At 61.2% G+C, this 17893-nt stretch carries 18 protein-coding genes and 1 riboswitch; of the genes, 7 read left to right on the forward strand and 11 right to left on the reverse strand.

Features of this window, described 5'->3' with window-relative positions; genetic code table 11:
* Window positions 1-66: 66 nt before the first annotated feature.
* Window positions 67-471, reverse strand: a complete 405-nt coding sequence (locus AB8A23_RS21500) for an SPW repeat domain-containing protein (RefSeq protein ID WP_439058274.1) — start codon at window positions 469-471, stop codon at window positions 67-69.
* A gap of 284 nt (window positions 472-755) precedes the next feature.
* Here AB8A23_RS21500 and AB8A23_RS21505 point away from each other — a divergent pair, with 284 nt between their 5' ends.
* Together AB8A23_RS21505 and AB8A23_RS21510 are read left to right on the forward strand one after the other, a co-directional pair.
* Window positions 756-1040 carry a GNAT family N-acetyltransferase gene (locus tag AB8A23_RS21505; RefSeq protein WP_439058273.1) on the forward strand — a complete coding sequence of 95 codons (285 nt, stop codon included), beginning with the start codon at window positions 756-758 and terminating at the stop codon, window positions 1038-1040.
* On the forward strand, window positions 1037-1309 hold the full coding sequence (locus AB8A23_RS21510) for a GNAT family N-acetyltransferase (RefSeq protein WP_439058272.1): 273 nt from the start codon (window positions 1037-1039) through the stop codon (window positions 1307-1309). Before AB8A23_RS21505 ends, AB8A23_RS21510 begins: the two co-directional genes overlap by 4 nt.
* Before the next feature lie 160 nt (window positions 1310-1469).
* On the opposite strand, the gene AB8A23_RS21515 is transcribed toward AB8A23_RS21510, so the two are convergent.
* Together AB8A23_RS21515 and AB8A23_RS21520 are read right to left on the reverse strand one after the other, a co-directional pair.
* Window positions 1470-2261: a fumarylacetoacetate hydrolase family protein gene (locus AB8A23_RS21515; RefSeq protein WP_439058271.1), complete on the reverse strand. Its 792-nt coding sequence runs from the start codon at window positions 2259-2261 to the stop codon at window positions 1470-1472.
* A gap of 118 nt (window positions 2262-2379) precedes the next feature.
* Complete coding sequence (locus tag AB8A23_RS21520; protein ID WP_089264465.1) at window positions 2380-2754, reverse strand: DUF3597 domain-containing protein; 375 nt, start codon at window positions 2752-2754, stop codon at window positions 2380-2382.
* 542 nt (window positions 2755-3296) lie between these two features.
* Between AB8A23_RS21520 and AB8A23_RS21525 the strand changes: the two genes are divergently transcribed.
* Complete coding sequence (locus AB8A23_RS21525) at window positions 3297-4109, forward strand: lytic murein transglycosylase (RefSeq protein WP_439058270.1); 813 nt, start codon at window positions 3297-3299, stop codon at window positions 4107-4109.
* A gap of 61 nt (window positions 4110-4170) precedes the next feature.
* Here the strand turns inward: AB8A23_RS21525 and AB8A23_RS21530 are convergent, their stop codons facing one another.
* Window positions 4171-4401, reverse strand: coding sequence for a hypothetical protein (locus AB8A23_RS21530; protein ID WP_320444061.1), 231 nt, complete (start codon window positions 4399-4401; stop codon window positions 4171-4173).
* Window positions 4402-5176: 775 nt separating this feature from the next.
* On the opposite strand from AB8A23_RS21530, the gene AB8A23_RS21535 reads away from it, so the two are divergent.
* The 3 genes from AB8A23_RS21535 to AB8A23_RS21545 all read left to right on the forward strand — a co-directional run bounded on the left by AB8A23_RS21535 (window position 5177) and on the right by AB8A23_RS21545 (window position 8097).
* Window positions 5177-5329: a DUF1127 domain-containing protein gene (locus AB8A23_RS21535; protein WP_081421766.1), complete on the forward strand. Its 153-nt coding sequence runs from the start codon at window positions 5177-5179 to the stop codon at window positions 5327-5329.
* 200 nt (window positions 5330-5529) lie between these two features.
* Entirely contained in the window at window positions 5530-6963 is a 1434-nt protein-coding gene (trmFO, locus tag AB8A23_RS21540) for a methylenetetrahydrofolate--tRNA-(uracil(54)-C(5))-methyltransferase (FADH(2)-oxidizing) TrmFO (protein WP_439058269.1), read from the forward strand.
* Between the two features lie 30 nt (window positions 6964-6993).
* Entirely contained in the window at window positions 6994-8097 is a 1104-nt protein-coding gene (locus AB8A23_RS21545; RefSeq protein WP_439058268.1) for a serine/threonine protein kinase, read from the forward strand.
* Here the strand turns inward: AB8A23_RS21545 and AB8A23_RS21550 are convergent.
* The 5 genes from AB8A23_RS21550 to yajC are packed head-to-tail and all read right to left on the reverse strand — an operon-like array spanning window position 8089 to window position 12363.
* Window positions 8089-8934 (reverse strand): phytoene/squalene synthase family protein, encoded by an 846-nt coding sequence (locus AB8A23_RS21550; protein WP_439058267.1) that lies wholly within the window; start codon window positions 8932-8934, stop codon window positions 8089-8091. The two genes, AB8A23_RS21545 and AB8A23_RS21550, sit on opposite strands and share 9 nt — an antisense overlap.
* Entirely contained in the window at window positions 8931-9314 is a 384-nt protein-coding gene (locus AB8A23_RS21555; protein WP_089264470.1) for an Mth938-like domain-containing protein, read from the reverse strand. Before AB8A23_RS21555 ends, AB8A23_RS21550 begins: the two co-directional genes overlap by 4 nt.
* A gap of 1 nt (window position 9315) precedes the next feature.
* The gene (gene secF, locus AB8A23_RS21560; protein WP_170849718.1) at window positions 9316-10317 is read right to left on the reverse strand and encodes a protein translocase subunit SecF; all 1002 of its coding nucleotides are present in this window, start codon (window positions 10315-10317) and stop codon (window positions 9316-9318) included.
* Window positions 10318-10348: 31 nt separating this feature from the next.
* Window positions 10349-11947 carry a protein translocase subunit SecD gene (gene secD, locus AB8A23_RS21565; RefSeq protein ID WP_093758696.1) on the reverse strand — a complete coding sequence of 533 codons (1599 nt, stop codon included), beginning with the start codon at window positions 11945-11947 and terminating at the stop codon, window positions 10349-10351.
* Window positions 11948-11991: 44 nt separating this feature from the next.
* Entirely contained in the window at window positions 11992-12363 is a 372-nt protein-coding gene (gene yajC / locus AB8A23_RS21570; protein ID WP_093758697.1) for a preprotein translocase subunit YajC, read from the reverse strand.
* Between the two features lie 192 nt (window positions 12364-12555).
* Here yajC and AB8A23_RS21575 point away from each other — a divergent pair, with 192 nt between their 5' ends.
* A complete protein-coding gene (locus AB8A23_RS21575; RefSeq protein ID WP_439058266.1) occupies window positions 12556-13527 on the forward strand; it encodes an ATP-binding protein in 972 nt (323 codons plus the stop codon).
* Window positions 13528-13574: 47 nt separating this feature from the next.
* Here the strand turns inward: AB8A23_RS21575 and metE are convergent, their stop codons facing one another.
* Together metE and AB8A23_RS21585 are read right to left on the reverse strand one after the other, a co-directional pair.
* Window positions 13575-15956 carry a 5-methyltetrahydropteroyltriglutamate--homocysteine S-methyltransferase gene (metE, locus tag AB8A23_RS21580; RefSeq protein WP_439058265.1) on the reverse strand — a complete coding sequence of 794 codons (2382 nt, stop codon included), beginning with the start codon at window positions 15954-15956 and terminating at the stop codon, window positions 13575-13577.
* A 104-nt stretch (window positions 15957-16060) separates the two neighbouring features.
* A riboswitch (cobalamin riboswitch) is annotated at window positions 16061-16272 on the reverse strand.
* A gap of 168 nt (window positions 16273-16440) precedes the next feature.
* Window positions 16441-17844 (reverse strand): peptidoglycan DD-metalloendopeptidase family protein, encoded by a 1404-nt coding sequence (locus AB8A23_RS21585; protein ID WP_439058264.1) that lies wholly within the window; start codon window positions 17842-17844, stop codon window positions 16441-16443.
* Between the last annotated feature and the right edge of the window lie 49 nt (window positions 17845-17893).

The following is a 17893-nucleotide window of genomic DNA, read 5'->3' on the forward strand; positions in this document are numbered from 1 at the left end:
GGCCGGCCTCAGACAGACGAAACCCGCCGGCCTCACGACAAGACCGGCGGGCCTGATCGCTTGTTGTCACTGCCCGTGCTGGGCCATTTCCCCATCACTCAAATCCCAGTCCTGCCACAACTGCAGTGCTGCCAGCAGCACCACGAGACCGCCGAGGCAGGTATGGATGAATCTGAGCATGCCGTCGCCGGAATAACCGAGGAAAAGTGGCGAGACGATCAGCCACAGGCCGAGAATGATCGCGGCCACCTCCTCCCAGCGTTGCAGCGCGACATACTCAAGCTGCGCAAGGCCAAATACCAGGACGCCAACCGCCACCGTGTTAATGATTATGGCGCTGGGGGTCCCCCCGGCATATTGATGACCGTTCTGCGTAGGAAACCAGGGCGACAGCGCAATCAGGACGCCAAGCGCCATGCCAAACCAGTCTTCCCACGTGCGATGCGTACCGAGAAACCGAGAGTCTGACATCGTGACCTCCTCCAAAAGAGGCATACGTCAGCGGCCGTTGGCATGACACTCCAACTGTCAAACGACCGATCCGGCCGCTTCGGGGCGTATGTCTACAATTGACGTAGGAACCCGCTTTGCCTTTGCAAGGCCACGCCAAAGCCATTTTTCACAGCGCGCAGAACGGCAAAGAGCCCCGCGCGACGACACGGATTTCCCCTATCAGATGAAGCATGCGGCGGCTGCATTGCACCCGTTTAGAAATGACTGTTACCTTCTCCCGGACACCTGTGGATGGAATGAGAATGAGCAACGCGGTTTATAACAATACTTCGCTTCACCGTTTCGAACTTGCCGTCGAGGGCCATATCGCTTTTTCCGAATATACCCGGACGTCCGACACCATCACCTTCGTCCACACCGTCGTGCCGCAGGAATTGGGCGGCAGAGGTATCGGCTCACAGCTTGCCCGCGGCGCGCTCGATGCCGTCCGCGCACAGGGATTGAAGGTCGTGGCGCAGTGCCCCTTCATCGCGGCATACATCGCGAAAAATGCCGACTATCAGGATTTGCTGAAAGACGCGGCATGACCGACGTTCGCGATAACAAGGCGCTCAATCGCTTCGAGCTGGATGTCGGCGACTCCGTCGCCTTTGCAAATTATCGCCGTGCCGGCGATCGCGTCATCATCACGCATACCGAAACGCCACCTACCCTGCGCGGCCGCGGCATCGCGTCAGAACTGGTCAAGGGCGCGCTCGGATTGATCCGTGCGGATGGGCTGAAGGTCGTGGCGGGTTGTTCGTTCGTGGTGGATTATCTGCGCCAGCATGCGGACTATGCGGACCTGGTCGGCTAGCCACACACACGTCTTTCCGGGGCGCGAGCGCGACTTGGCGATCGCGAACCCGGAATCTGGAAATGTTTTGAGTTCTCATTGCATCGGGATTCCGGGTCTGCGCTTTAGTCGGCTCTGCCGACTTGCGCGCATCCCGGAATGACAAGTGTGTGGCAAAACCTCAAACGATCTTGATCGACATGTCCGGCAGGCCCTGGATCTTGCAGAGCAGCACGTCGCCCTTTACGACCGGGCCGACATTCTCCGGCGTACCGGAATAGATGATATCGCCGGCCTTCAGCTCGAAGGCGTCCGAGAGTTTCGATATCTGCTCGGCGACGCTCCAGATCATCTTGTCGAGGTCGGAGGTCTGTTTCACCGTGCCATTCACCGCAAGCGAGATCGGACCCTTGGTCATGTGGCCGGTCTTGCTGACCGGATGGATCGGGCCGATGACTGCGGCGCGGTCAAAACTCTTGCCGATCTCCCATGGCTTCTTCTCGTCGCCCATAGCGCGCTGCAGGTCGCGGCGTGTCATGTCGAGTCCGACAGCATAGCCGTAGACATGGTCGAGCGCCTTATCGACGGAGATATTGGTGCCGCCGGATTTGAGCGCGGCGACGAGTTCGACCTCGTAATGATAGTTCTTGGTCAGCGACGGATACGGGTGATCGGCGACCTCGCCGATCTTCACGTTCTGGATCGCATCGGTCGGCTTCTGGAAGAAGAACGGCGGCTCGCGCGTCGGGTCCGATCCCATCTCGCGGGAATGCGCCGCATAGTTGCGACCGATACAATAGATGCGGCGCACCGGAAACACGTCGGTCTCGCCGACGATGGGAATCGTCACCGTCGCGACCGAGAATATGCCCTTGGGACCGGCCTGCGCCTGCGCGGCCTCGCCCGCCAATGCGCTGCCAGCCAGGGCAACGGCACCGGTGGTCAGAATCGTTCTGCGGTTGATGGGGTCCATGGCGTTTCTCCTCGTATGTTTTGTCTTGTTTTCTGATCTTGTATTTATGCGTGCTGGTATACCACAGCAAAAAGGCCCGCGCGAGCGCGGGCCTTCAACTCCGTCCTAAACGGAAAGTTTAGTGCTTGATGTCGGCCGGCAGCTTGCCGCCATTGGCAGCGAGCTTGGTCATCATCTGCTTGTGCAGCCAGATGTTCATGCTGGCGGAATCGCTGGTGTCGCCGGTGTAACCGAGCTCTTTGGCGAGATCCTTGCGAGCCGACAGGCTGGAGTCGATGTCGAGCGCCTTCATCAGGTCGACGATCGAGGTCTTCCATTCCAGCTTCTCGCCCTTGGCCGCCACGGCCTTGTCGAGGATCGCAGCAACGTCAACACTGTCCATCGGCGCGGCGCCTGCGGGAGCCGAACCGCCGGCGGCCGGCGCGGCATCAGGGGATGCTGCACTGGCGCTGGTGCCGAAAATCGCGCCCATGATCTTTCCGAAAATGCTCATATGTCGCTCCCAATAGCTTTCGTGACAGATTGAAGAATTCGTGCCGTGTTTGGTTCCGGCAGCACCAGCCGGTTCATACTTGTATCCGCCCACCGTTCGCTTGCCAATGCGACGCGATAGACTGCGGGGAAGAGTCGTTCCAAGCCGACTGCCCAAACCAACCGTCCAAGCCAGTTGGCAAAGTCATCGACAGACCGTTTGACGTCGGTAGCAAGGTCCGACTGAATTGAGGCGAAAGCCCGGCCGCTGCATTGCAGCGCTGTGAATGTCGGACGACATTTTCACCGAGGCGCGAGCTACGGCGCTAGGTGCTGACCACGCCGCAAGGCTGGCCGCTCATCATCGTCAATGGCGCAGCGACGAGTAACGTGGACCCGATAGTCTGATCTCGCCCAATGACGGCCTCTCGCAGAATTGCGCGAGAGGTCATCATGCTGTTCTGATATCACTGCGCAAGCCTTGTTTTGGCCGTGGTTCACCGGAAGGCTCATCGCGCAATATCGTCGCGACATTATTCACGATCGAATGAGAGCCTTGAGACCATGCGCGCCCTGCTTTGTACGTTCCTGCTTGGTACAGTCCTGATCTCGCCGCTAGCGCCGGCCGTTGCTGCGCCCTCCTGCGGCACAGGCAGTTTCGATGGTTGGCTCGCCGCCTTCAAGACGGAAGCCGTCGGCAAGGGCATTTCGCAGAAGACCGTCGATGCAGCATTGACCGGCGTCACCTTCGACAACAGCGTATTATCGCGCGATCGCGGCCAGCAGGTCTTCAAACAAAGCTTTGAGGAATTCTCCGGACGCATGGTGCCGCCAAGGCTGCGTCGTGGCAGCGACATGCTGAAGCGTTACGGCTCGGTGCTCGGACGCATCGAACAGCAATATGGCGTGCCCGGCCCGGTGCTGGTGGCGATCTGGGGACTGGAGACCGACTATGGCGTGAACGTCGGCAAATTCCCTACCATCCGCGCCATCGCGTCGCTCGCATATGATTGTCGACGCGCCGAGATGTTTCGCGGTGAATTGCTCGATGCCCTGCGCATCGTCGACCGCGGCGACCTCGCACCGGCCGAGATGCATGGCGCCTGGGCCGGCGAAATCGGCCAGACGCAATTCATGCCATCGTCCTACCTGAAATTCGCAGTCGACTTCGACGGCAATGGCCATCGCGACCTGCTGCGCAGCGCGCCCGACGTGCTGGCCTCAACGGCAAACTATCTCGCCAGTTATGGCTGGAAGCGCGATCAGGATTTTGCGCCGGGGACTGCGAACTTCGCGGTCATTCAGCAGTGGAACAAGAGCGAGGTCTATTCGAAGACCATCGCCACTTTCGCCAGTCAGCTCGCCAAAGAACCGTAGACTCGCATGAGATGATGGAAGGGCCGTCCGCTCCTCAGCAAGCGGCCTCTCCCGTGATGTCCTACTTCGTCATGCCAACATGCATGGCCCTGGTCAGATGGACCGCACACACGCCCATCTTGTTGTCGAGCAACGCGGTCTGCGCATCCGTCATTTCCTTGAACGCAACCCACTTCGCATCGCCGTCCGGCATCGCTTCGACGGCGGTTTCGGTTTTCAGCAGGTTGCTGCCGCTGCAGCCTTCCATACGTGCAGCCGAAGCCGGCACCGTAGCGAACACAACAGCAGCCATGGCGGCCGCTCCCAGTAATCTTGTGATCATCTTATTTGTCCTTCGCAACAGAACCGACGCCATTGCCGGATTCTGTAGAAGGAATTGATACGTCCCGCTGCGATCCAGGAAATAACAGCCGCAGTGAATTGAATGTGAGCCGGTTGTGATCGCCACCAAGAACACTCAACTTTTTGGCGCTTCAGACATCGAGAGCAACAAACTTACACAAATGTAATTCGCGCGCGTTTACTGACGTCGCAGCATCGGCCTTTTGATGTGCCTCCGGAGGCCAACAGCAACCGCGTTTCGCGCAGGACCTCGAGTTGCATATGTATTTGCCTTCACGCATGCAGTTTAGAGAAAAGTCGCCCCGCAAGCCTCGCGTAAGGATGACTTTATGTTCATTCTTAACACTCGTATGCGAATCACGCATAGCGACGCCAGGCAGGAACTTACGAGGAACCGCCGAGTGCGCTGGCTGATTGAGGTCAGAAAGGCTTTATCGCGCCGGTTCAGCCTCTGGTATCCGGCTGGGCTTTGGAACACCTCCAAACGCATGATTTAACTGACTAATTAACAGCTATAATCATCTCTAAAGGTGCCTCAATACGCACTGTGCCCGCAAAATCGCCTCCGAGCGCCGAGAGGTTAATCATTCCTTGCGCGAGCTATGCAGTCCTTGACTAGCTGCATCGCAACATCTCGACTGCTGCACTGCGATATTGTCACCTATATTCACTTCAACAGCGAAGCACCTCGCAAGAGATGAATCGCTTAACGAAGGAGAACTCAAATGCTGCTTTCATTCATCCGCATGATCCAGGCGTTCCGCGACTATCAGCGCAACGTTGCCGAACTCTCCCAGCTCAGCGATCGCGAGCTTTCCGACATCGGTCTCGACCGTTCGGACATTCCGCGTGTTGCTTCTGGCGCCTATAACGGCTGATCCGTCAGGACGTTCTATCTGTCCTGCCTGGCGTTTCACGGATTGCGCCCGCCTCGCGCGGGCGCAATCGTGGTTCCCTGAAGACACCGTCTTCAGCGCCACACGCGTTCGAACCAAAGCGTCTTCAAAGCTTTGGCTAACCGGCCGAATTTCCGCGAAGCGAATTCCACTTCGCGCCGAAACGCGCTACATGCGGGGCCATGACAACAGCCCCAAATCCAGACGACTGCGTCCATGTGATCGGCGCGGGCCTCGCCGGCTCGGAAGCCGCTTGGCAGATCGCCCATGCTGGCATTCCCGTGATCTTGCACGAGATGCGGCCGCACCAGATGACCGACGCCCATCGCACTGATGGCCTCGCCGAACTGGTCTGCTCCAATTCCTTCCGTTCTGACGACGCGCTCAACAACGCTGTCGGCCTACTGCACGCCGAAATGCGCAAGCTGGGCTCGCTGATCATGCGCTGCGCCGATGCCAACCAGGTCCCCGCCGGCGGTGCACTGGCCGTCGACCGCGACGGCTTCTCCGATGCCGTGACCAAGGCACTCAACGACCACCCGCTCATCACCATCGACCGCGCCGAAGTCGCCGGCCTGCCGCCTTCCGACTGGCGCAATGTCATCGTCGCGACAGGGCCGCTGACCTCGGCAGCGCTCGCGGACGGCATCCGTGGGCTGACCGACGAGAACGCGCTGGCCTTCTTCGATGCCATCGCACCGATCGTTCATAAAGACTCGATCGACATGGAGATCGCCTGGTTCCAGTCGCGCTACGACAAGGTCGGGCCCGGCGGCACCGGCGCCGACTACATCAACTGCCCGATGACCCACGAGCAGTATGACGCCTTCATCGATGCGCTGCTGGCGGGCGAAAAGACCGACTTCAAGGAATGGGAAACCAACACGCCCTATTTCGACGGCTGCCTGCCCATCGAAGTGATGGCCGAGCGCGGCCGCGAGACGCTGCGTCACGGCCCGATGAAGCCAGTCGGCCTTACCAACCCGCGCGATCCCCTCGTGAAGCCCTACGCCATCGTGCAGCTGCGCCAGGACAACAAGCTCGGCACGCTCTACAACATTGTCGGTTTCCAGACGAAGCTGAAATACGGCCCGCAGCAGCAGGCATTGCGGATGATCCCCGGCCTGCAGAATGCCGAATTCGCACGGCTTGGCGGCCTGCATCGCAACACGTTCCTCAACTCGCCAAAGCTGCTCGACGAACAACTTCGCCTGAAGGCGCAACCGCGCCTGCGTTTCGCCGGCCAGATGACCGGCTGCGAAGGCTATGTGGAGTCCGCCAGCGTCGGCCTGATCGCCGGCCTCTATGCCGCGGCCGATGCCAAGCGCCAGTCGCTGGCGCCCCCGCCCGTGACGACGGCTCTGGGCTCGTTGCTCGGCCACATCACCGGCGGCCATATCGAAACCATCGATGCTGGACCGCGCTCTTTCCAGCCGATGAACATCAATTTCGGCCTGTTCCCGCCGCTGGCTCAGGCGCCGACCAAGAAGCCCGACGGCTCGCGGCTGCGCGGCAATGAGAAGACCGTTGCCAAGAAGCAGGCGATGAGCGTGCGGGCGCTGGCCGACATGGATGACTGGATTGCCGCCAGCCTGCCCGTTGCAGCCGCGGCATGACGCCGGCGATTTGAATTTCAGGATTGTTCGATGAGTTTGCCGCCACAGGACGCCGCTGCGCTGTCCAAGACCTGGACCGAAGGCGTGTTGCTGAAACGCGACGTGTTCTCGACCGTCGAGCGCGGCCGCTATCGCACGCCATCGGGCGAAGTCGATGCGGTGCTGCGCCGGCTCGATCAAGTGCCGTGGTGGTCATATCTGCTGGCGCTGCATCTGTTCACGCGGGAACGCCGCGCACTGACGCTGGCGCGCGATCTGCGCGTTGGACCGGAATTACTCTGGGCCGGCGACCGCGCGCTGGTGCGCGGCTTCATCGACGGCGTCGCGCTGCATCTCGCAAAACCGCATCACGATGCGCGCTATTTCAAATCCGCGAAGCTCGCGCTGCGCAAGCTGCATCGCATGGGCGTGTGCCATAACGATCTCGCCAAGGAGCAGAACTGGCTGCGCGGCAGCGACGGGCTAGCTTATGTTACCGACTTCCAGCTCGCGGTCTGCTTCAAGTCCCGCAGCCAGCTATTTCGCATCGCCGCCTATGAAGATCTGCGTCACCTCCTGAAGCACAAGCGCACTTACGCGCCAGAACTGCTGACGCCGAAGGAAAAGGCGATCCTTTCGAAGAAGTCGCTGCCGGCGCGGATCTGGCTGATGACCGGCAAGAAGGTCTATCGCGCCATCACACGCGGCATCTTCAACTTCACCGACCGCGAGGGCGGCGGCAAGCGCCTGGTCAACGACGCGCCCCCGCTGCTCGAGATCATCAAGCAGAACCCGGCGGTGCGCGACGCATCGATCGTCGCCTTTGCAGACCGGCGCACTGGCGTCGGACTCTATGCTTTCGTGGAAGCCGATGATGTCGCGCTGGAAGCGAAGCTGCAGGGTGAACTGGCTGCCGCAAAGGCTGCGAAGCCGCCGGAGCATCTACAGGTCGTCGCAGCCCTGCCCCGCGACACCTCCGGCCGCATTCGCACCGAAGTGCTGCAGCTCGTCGCCATGAACCAGGTCGATCTGCTGGAGCCATTGATGACCAGCGACGCCGACCGCGCGTTCCTGAAGGGCATCCTGGAGTCGCGGAAGAACCTGCGCGACCGTTTCAACTTCGAGACGACAGACCAGAAGCTGACGTCACACTGAGCGCGACGCGCGCCACAGCGTCCACAGGGTCCGCAGCCGCGATCTGACATGGAGCTCGAACGGATCGTGATCCGGTCGCGCCATCTGCTCCAGATCGTGTTTCACCAGCGCCATGGACAGGAACGCCGCGCGCGCCGCCGGTACTACATCCGCAAGCATTCCCTGTGCTGTCGCGAGCTGCTCCTGCGCGCCTGATATCAGCCGATCCAGCGTTGCACGGATGCCTGGCGTCATCTTGCCGGCAAACATCTGATCGGCGCTGCTGCCGTTCTGCAGGAGCATGTCCTGGGGAACGAACAATTGCCGCCGCATCGTGTCATAGGGCAGACGCGTAATGATCCACGCGACGCCTTGGGCCAGCCCGGCATGCTCGGCGACATGAGCGCTGGCCTCAGACCCGTCGCCGAGGATATTTGCCGATGAGAACAGCAAAGTCCCGAGCGTATCGCGAAAGTGGCTCTCCAGCAGCGCGAGATCCGGCATCGGGTCGTTGTAGAGATCGAAGATGTGCACATCGATCAGCTTGGACAGCCTGTCGATGGAAAGATCGTGCGCGCGGATCGCTAGCAGTAATTCGGCAGCAACGGGGTTCTGTTCGACATCGCCATGACCTGCGCCGGCCAGCATATCGGTCCACCATTGCAGCCGGATTTCGCCGGGCAACGGCTGTTTCACCAGCTCACGGACGCGGGTAATTTCCGTATTGAACGCATAGAGCGCCAGCAGCGAACGGCGCTTGTCGGCAGGCACGAACAAGGTCGATGCGTAGCGGTCGAAGTCGTGGCTGCGCACCAACTCCGCGCAGAAAGCCGCGGAGCTCTGATCAGCACTACTCATGGCACCGCGATCAGCGCGGCGGCAACGCGGCGGCGCTCGCCCAACATGACATTATAGGTGCGGATCGCAGGACCGGTCTGCATCGCGTCGATCACTACATGCAGATTGCGCAAGGCGTTGCGAAGATCGTTCGGGACGATCCAGACCTCGTTGCCGGTGCCGATGATCAGCGTGTCGATGCCTGCTGCGCCTTCGAACACGCGCCGGAGAGAATGGCGGTCGATGTCACTGGCCTTGGTCACCGACCACGCCCAGACCGCATCGGGCAGGCAGAGCAGCGAGCCCTGATGCGACATGGTGTCGAAGTGGAAGCCGCCCTTGCCGTAGGCTTCGATGGCGGCCGAGCGCGGAAGGTGCGGCGCTTCGGGATCGACCGGCATCTCAGGGCTTCGGCTTCGCGGCGGGCTTGTCGGCGTCTTCGCGGTGTTCGCCGACGCCGAGATAGATCAGCAGCGGCGCAGCGATGAAGATCGAGGTGTAGGTGCCGACCAGCACGACGCCGAAGATCATGACGGCGGTGAAGGAGTGGATCGCCTGGCCGCCAAACGCGTAGAGCGCCAGCAGCGCCAGCGTCACGGTGACGTGGGTGATGATCGAACGCGACAGCGTCGAATTGATCGACTCGTTCAGCAGCTCCGGCATCGGCATCTTCTTGTAGCGACGCAGAATCTCGCGAATACGATCGTAGATGACCACGGTGTCATTCAGCGAATAACCGAGAATGGTCAGCAGCGCCGCAATACTGGTGAGATCGAAGTCGACCTGCGTGATCGACATGAAGCCGATCGTCAGCACGATATCGTGGACGTTGGCGATCATGGCGCCCAAGGCGAACTGCCATTCGAAGCGGAACCAGAGATAGATCAGGATGCCCATGATCGCGACGATCAGGCCGAGCATGCCGTAAGCCAGCAATTCGCCGGAGACGCGCGGACCCACCACTTCGACGCGGCGATATTCGACGCTGTCACCGAGGGCTGCACGAACCTTCTGAACGGCGGCCTGCTGCGCGGCATCGCCACCCGGCTGTTCGGCCAGACGGATCAGCACGTCGGCCGCGCCGCCGAACTGCTGCAGCTGCACGTCGCCGAGTTGCAGGGCGGCGAGCGTCGAGCGCATCGCGCTGATATCGGCCGTACCGGATTTGGCCTGGACTTCGAGCAGCGTGCCACCCTTGAAGTCGATGCCGAAATTCAGTCCGTGCGTGAAGAACAGCACGATGGCGAGGATCGACAGCAGCGCCGAGATCGGGAACGAGATGCGGCGGAAGCGCGTGAAATCGAACTTCGTATCGTCGGGGACGATGCGGAGCGACGGCAACAGATCGAAGATCGCCACGATCGACAGAATGACGATCAGCGCGCCCAGACCTGCCAGAACCATTTGTGTCGTTGTCAAAATCTGCTCCGTAAACTCAAATCGGCACGCTGGTCGGCCGCTTCCACCTGACCCAGCCGGCGACGATCAGACGGGTCACGGTGAAGGCCGTGAAAACCGTTGTGATGATGCCAATGCCAAAGGTCACGGCGAAGCCGCGGACCGGTCCGGTGCCGATGTAAAACAGCACCGCAGCGGCGATGAAGGTCGTGATGTTGGAATCCAGAATGGTCGCCAGCGCGCGCTTGAAGCCGGCATCGATCGCCGAAATGGCGGTGCGGCCGGCGCGCAACTCCTCGCGGATGCGCTCATAGATCAGCACGTTCGAGTCCACGGCGATGCCGACCGTCAGCACGATGCCAGCGATGCCGGGCAGCGTCAGCGTGGCGTTGAGCAGCGACAGGATACCGAAAATCATCAGAACGTTGATGGTCACCGCGATATTGGCGAACAGGCCGAACAGGCGGTAGGTCAGCAGCATGAAGACGATGACGAGGATGGAGCCGACATAGGCGGCGAGTTCGCCCTTGGCGATCGAGTCGGCGCCGAGGCCGGGGCCAACAGTACGCTCCTCGATGATGCTGAGCGGCGCAGGCAGCGCGCCGGCACGCAGCAGGATCGCGAGATCATTGGCGCCCTGCACCGTGAAGCTGCCGGAGATCTGGCCGGAGCCGCCGGTGATCGGCTCGCGAATGACCGGGGCGGAGACCACTTCGTTATCGAGCACAATGGCGAAGGGCAGATTGACGTTCTTCACCGTGGCATCGGCGAACTTGCGGGCGCCGGACGTGTTGAAGCGGAACGAGACGATCGGCTCGTTGGTGCGCTGGTCGAAGCCCGGCTGCGCATCGGTCAGGTCAGCGCCCGAGACCAGCACTTCCTTCTTCACGAGATACGGCGTCTTCGGAGATTGCGAGCTCATCAGGAGTTCGGAGTCGGGCGGCACCCTGCCTTGTGCCTGCTCCGCCGGGAGCGAGGTGTCGACCATGCGGAAGTCGAGCTTCGCCGTCTTGCCAAGCAGTTCCTTGAGGCGGGTCGGGTCCTGTAGGCCCGGCACCTGCACCAGGATGCGATCGAGACCCTGACGCTGGATCAGCGGTTCAACGGTGCCAAGTTCGTTGACGCGGCGCTCGACGATCTGGATCGATTGCTCGACCGACTGGCGGATGCGGTCATTGATCGCTGCCGGCGGCACCGAGAGACGGATCAGGCCGTTGCCTGCGTCCGAGACTTCCAGGCTGCGCTGGCCGCTCTGCCCCATCAAGCCGCCGAGCGGCTGTGACAGTTCACGCAGCTTGGTGAGCGCGGTCTGATACTCGGTGTCCTTGGTGATACGGACTTCGACATTGTCGCCGCGAACGCCAAGGCCGGTATAGACGATCTTGGCATCACGCAGCGTGCGACGGACGTCGTCGCGCACCTGATCGAGCTTGTCCTTCTTGACCGAATTGGCATCGACTTCGAGCAGGATGTGCGAGCCGCCCTGCAAGTCGAGGCCCAGCACCAGATGGCGCTGCGCCCATTTCGGCCAGGTTTTCACGGTGGCTTCGGGGAAGAAATTCGGAACCGCGCACAGGCAGACCACGAGCGCCGTCAGAATGACCGCCAGCGCCTTCCACCGCGTGAAATACAACATCGAGATGATCCGTCAGATTCTTGAAGGGGCGACGCGCAAACGCATCAGCTCGCGGCCGCGTCGTCCTTGGCATCAGCCTTGTCCGCCTTCTCCTTGGCGGGCTCACCCTTGGTGCGCACGCCCGAGATCATCGTGCGGAGCTGACGTACGCGAACGCCTTCAGCGAGTTCGAACTCGACCTGCTCGTCATCGACCACCTTGGTGACCTTGCCGACCAGACCGCCCGAGGTGACGATGGTGTCGCCGCGGCGGATGTTCTTCACCATCTCGGCGTGGTCCTTCACCTTCTTCTGCTGCGGACGCAGAATCAGGAAATACATGATCACGAAGATCAGCGCGAAAGGCAGCAGCGACATCAGCATGCTGTTGGTGTCGCCGCCGGCTGCAGCCTGGGCAAACGCAGGGGTAATGAACATCGGAAGTCCTCGTGAACGCTGGGGAATAACCGGCGACGCGTCGGCGTTCGGCCGGTTTGGGTAAATTCGCGCGGACTATAGCGGCCGGCGTCCCAATTGCAACGCCGGTAAACCCTCTGATTTGTCTGCGATTTGTACCGCTTGCGGATGTGTTCCGGGCTCGATATGGGTGCGCGCCGAGGAAAGTCAAAAATGTCAAAAAAGCCCAATAAAACAAGCCGCCGCCCTGCCAAAAAGGCTCCCGCGACCCGCACGACGAAGACCGCGGCAAAACGTCCGCGACCAGCCGCCGCTCCCCCGACGGAGGAGCGGATCGCGCTCGCCCTCGAAGCAATTGCCGCGGGTATGGCTGCCACGGCGCCGAAGCGCTCCAATGCCGATTCTCTGGCCAGCGCCGAGGCCTTCATCTGGCATCCCGACGGCCGCCTGGCTCCCGTACCGAAGGTCAGCCGGGTCGATATTGGCCTGCTGCAGGGCATCAATCAGCAGGTCGACACTCTGATCGAGAACACCCGGCGTTTCGCCAACGGCCTGCCAGCCAATAACGCGCTGCTGTGGGGCGCACGCGGCATGGGCAAGTCGTCACTGGTCAAGGCCGCCCATGCCTCGGTCAATGCCAGCAAGTCCGTCGCCGGCCGCCTCAAGCTGGTCGAAATCCATCGCGAGGATATTGAAAGTCTGCCCGCCCTGATGGAACAGATCCGCGCTTCGGATTTCTATTTCATCGTGTTCTGCGATGATCTTTCTTTCGACGGCAACGATGCGTCCTACAAATCGCTGAAAGCCGTATTGGAAGGCGGCATCGAAGGCCGGCCGGACAACGTGATCCTCTATGCGACCTCGAACCGCCGCCATCTTCTGGCGCGCGAGATGATCGAGAACGAACGCTCGACCGCGATCAATCCCGGCGAAGCGGTCGAAGAGAAGGTGTCGCTGTCGGATCGTTTCGGCCTCTGGCTCGGCTTCCACAAATGCAGCCAGGACGAATATCTCGACATGGTGCGCGGCTATTGCAGCCACTATGGCCTCAAGACCGACGCCGCCGAGCTGGAGCGAGACGCATTGGAATGGTCGACCACCCGTGGCTCGCGCTCAGGTCGCGTGGCCTGGCAATTCGTACAGGAACTCGCTGGCCGTCTCGGCATGAAGCTGGCCACAAAGTAAAGGCAAATGCCGCCCCGTCATGACAACGGGGCGGCATTCGACTCGCCCTAGGCGAGGCTTCGCAACTCACGTGCCGCCGCGACCATATTCACGAGCGCAGGCCGCACCTCCTCCCATTTGCGGGTCTTCAGCCCGCAATCGGGATTGATCCAGAGCTGGGAGTCCGCCAGCCGCTGCCGTGCAAGCTTGAGCAGATCGACCATATCGCGCGTTTCAGGCACCCGCGGCGAGTGGATGTCGTAAACGCCCGGACCTATCTCGTTCGGGTACTTGTAGGTCCTGAATGCATCGAGCAGTTCCATCTTCGACCGTGACGTTTCGATGGAGATCACGTCGGCGTCCATGGCACCGATCGCGTCGATGATGTCGTTGAACTCCGAGTAGCACATATGCGTATGGATCTGCGTGTCGTCACGCACACCCGACGAACAGATACGGAAGCTCTCCACGGCCCAATCGAGATAGGACTTCCATTCCGATTTGCGCAGCGGAAGCCCTTCGCGGAGTGCCGCTTCGTCGATCTGGATCATACCGGCCCCAGCCTTTTCAAGATCGGCCACCTCATCGCGTATCGCGAGCGCGATCTGGCGACAGGCGACTTCGCGGGGAATGTCATCACGCACGAATGACCAGTTCAGGATCGTGACAGGCCCTGTCAGCATCGCCTTCATCGGCCGGTCGGTGAGCGACTGCGAATAGTGCCACCATTCGACGGTCATGGGATGTGGCCGGGACACATCTCCAAACAAGACAGGAGGCCGTACATAACGGGAGCCATAGGACTGGACCCAGCCATGCTTGGTGAAGGCGAAGCCGGAAAGTTGCTCGCCAAAATACTGCACCATGTCGTTGCGCTCGAACTCGCCATGCACCAACACATCGAGACCGATATTCTCCTGCCAGCGCACCGCCCTCGCCGTCTGATTCTGCAGGAACGTCTTGTAGGCGGCATCGCTGAGTGTGCCCCTGACATGGGCCCCGCGTGCGTTTCTCACTTCCGCGGTCTGCGGAAACGAGCCGATGGTCGTTGTCGGGAATGCCGGCAGCTTGAAGCGTCGATGCTGATCGGCCGCACGTGTGGCAAAGTCACTGCTGCGACGACGCATGGTCGCATCAACAGAAGCGACGCGTTTGGCGACCGCAAGATCGTGGATCTTCGACGATGCCAGTCGCGCAGCCGCCGCGGCATCCGACGCGGCAAGCGTTGCAGCGACATCAGCGCGGTTGCCAGCCAGCGCTGCTCCAAGTGCGGCCAGCTCTTCCATCTTCTGGATCGAAAAAGCCAGCCAGCTTTTGACGTCCGGATCGAGATCAGTCTCAAGGCTGAGATCGATCGGCACATGTAGCAGCGAACAGGACGGCGCGAGCTCAACGCGATCCCTCCCCAGGAGATCGACCATGGGTTCCAGACTATCGAGCAAGCTGGACAAATCGGACCGCCAGATATTGCGGCCATCGATCACGCCCAGCGAGAGGATCATGTCCTTCCGCGCCTTCGCAGCGACTTCATCGAACTGGTCCTGCGCGCGGACCAGATCGAGATGAAGCCCGGCGACGGGAAGTGACAGGGCCAGATCGAGGTTGTCGCCAAGTTCGCCAAAATAAGTGTTCAGCATGATCCTGAGTTGCGGGACCGCTTCTGCAAAGGCGGCGTAAGTCCGCTGCAGCGCCTGCTGGGCCGGTGCGTCGAGATCGAGCACCAGACACGGCTCGTCCAGTTGTACCCATTCGGCGCCTCTGTCGGCCAATTCCCCGAGCACCTCGACGTAAACAGGCAGCAATCTGTCGAGCAGCGTCACCGGATCGAATGACGCATCCGCACTCTTGGCCAGTTTCAGATAGGTCACAGGCCCAATCAGCACAGGTCGTGTCTGATAGCCCAGCGATCTCGCCTCTTCGTACTCCTTGATCGGCTTGCGCGATGCGAGACTAAACGTCTGATCCGGCGTCACCTCCGGGACCATGAAATGGTAGTTGGTATCAAACCACTTGGTCATCTCCTGCGCTGGCACGCCGTGGGACGCATCATGAGACCCATGCGTACAGGCCTCGTCATGCGCGGTGCCTTGTGATCCACGTGCCATGGCAAAATAGGTCGCGAAGGAAACGTCTCCGCCCTTCCAGCCATAGACCTTCGGAATAGCGCCTACCATGACGCTGGTATCGAGTACCTGATCGTAGAACGAGAAGTCGTTCGACGGCATGACCGTGATCCCAAGCGACTTCTGACGTGCCCAGTTTGCGGCACGCAGCCCGACGCCGACATCGATCAGCGCATTCTCGTCGATTGCACCGGACCAATAGCTTTCCAGCGCCATCTTGAGCTCACGCCGCGGACCGATCCGTGGCGTTCCCAACGTAGCAACAGGAAGCGAGGACGTAGATTTGGCAGAAGACTTGGAAGAAGTAGACTTTGACACAGTAGACATGGCTTAACCCCAATGATTGGGGGCAAAAGGCCAAAGTGACACGTCTGGATTCCACGACGGCAGTCGCGGAATCGCAACCGCACCACCGGGACACCCCGCCCGAGGACGTTTATGTTGTCGAGGCAGGTCTCCTGGCTCGCGGGTCAATGCTGCTGTCCGGCCTTCCCAAAACCTTTGCGGGTCTCAGTGACTTTAATGGACAGCGGCTCACCGCTTACAGTTGCGGGGGCAGCTCCGGCCTTGGCTTAACGCCTCACCGGCTTCCCTCTTAGCTTCGGGCAAACCTTCCCGAAGAACCACGACATGTCCACATATGGGCAACATCGCGCGGCAGTCAACCGAGCTTGCGCGCGCAAGCTGCCCACTCGCAGCAGCGCGTTGAAGAGTCCGGAGCTGGAGTGGGCCGTAGCCCCGAGATCAAACGCATCAAGCCCGGCACGAGGCCGGGCTTGCTTAAATGCGAACTACACTTCGTGGATTGCGCTTACGCCCCGTTGAGGAACTGCAGCGGATCGACCGGCGACGAGCCCTTGCGGATCTCGAAGTGAAGCTGCGGCGAAGTAACCTCACCGGACTGGCCGGACTTGCCGATCACCTGACCGCGCTTGATGGTCTCGCCACGCTTCACCATCAGCTCACTCGCATGGGCATATGCGGTGACGTAGCCGTTGGAGTGACGAACGAGGACCAGATTGCCGTAACCCTTCAGCTCGTTGCCGGAATAGGCAACGACGCCATCTTCGGCAGCCTTGATCGGCGTGCCTTCCGGCACGGCGACGTTGATGCCGTCGTTGGACTTGCCATTGGTCTTGGCGCCATAGCCTGTGACCACGCGGCCGCGCACCGGCCAACGGAACGTCGGCAAAGCGCCGGTTGCGTCAGCGGCTTTAGTTGGCGATTCCGGCGCGGTTTCTTCAGGCGTCGTCGTGGCACTTGCCAGACGGGCCTTCTGTGCGGGTTCGGCAGAAGCAACACGGGCCACGGCAGCGGACGTAACCGCGCCAGCCGGAGCGGCCGTCACGGCTGCGACGGGCGCAGCAAGCGGCGCGGCCGCGGGAGCCGCAGAAGCCGTACGCGCGCCTGGTATCGTGATCTTGGAGCCGAGCTTCAACTGGGCAGTCGGCGCCAGACCATTGGCGCGCGCGAGTTCGGCGACCGACACGTTGTTCCGGCGCGAGATGCTCATCAGCGTATCGCCGCGATTGACGAAATGCGTGGTCGATGTGCCGAAGGCAGGTTTGCTCGGAGCAGCAGCAACGGCCGGAGTTGCCGCGGCGCCCTGACGCGGAATGATCAGCGACTGGCCGGGCGACAGCGCGCGCGGCCCCTTGTAGCCATTGGCCTGCAGGATCGCAGCCGACGAAACGTTGTAGCGTTTCGCCAGACCATCGAGCGTATCGCTGGTGCCGACGATGATCGAGGTGCCGCCATCACGGGCAAGGCCGTTGGTCGCTGCAACCGAGCGCGGTGCCGTGGAGCCGGTGGTTTCGATCGGCGTACGTGCGGGCGGCGGCGTATACATACCGTTGCCGCCCCCGCTGACGGGAGCAGCCGATGCAACCGGACGGGCTGTCGGATAGGACTGCGGCGCCGAGATCGGCGGCGGCAATGGCTGGGATTGATACTGCGGCTGCGGATTATAGGCCGGACGCTGATATTGTGGCAGTTCCTGGCGCTCGACCGGCGCGCGCGGTGCGCGCTGCGGTACCGAGCCGGTGGTTTCACCTTGCCAGCCAAAGCCACGGGACTGACCTGAGTCAAAATTTGGATTCTGAGATAGCCGTGTCTGCATGTCGGCGCTGCAGCCGGCAAAACCGATAGACATCAGCGCCAGCACCGCGACCTGCGGAGCGCGGCGCGAGTAAAGCAACTCGACAACGCTGGACATTGGTTACTCACTCATACGCAACAAACAACTGAATTGAGTAAACACCGTC

The sequence above is a fragment of the Tardiphaga sp. 619_E2_N8_4 genome, from assembly GCF_051810905.1.
GTDB classification, from domain to species: domain Bacteria; phylum Pseudomonadota; class Alphaproteobacteria; order Rhizobiales; family Xanthobacteraceae; genus Tardiphaga; species Tardiphaga robiniae.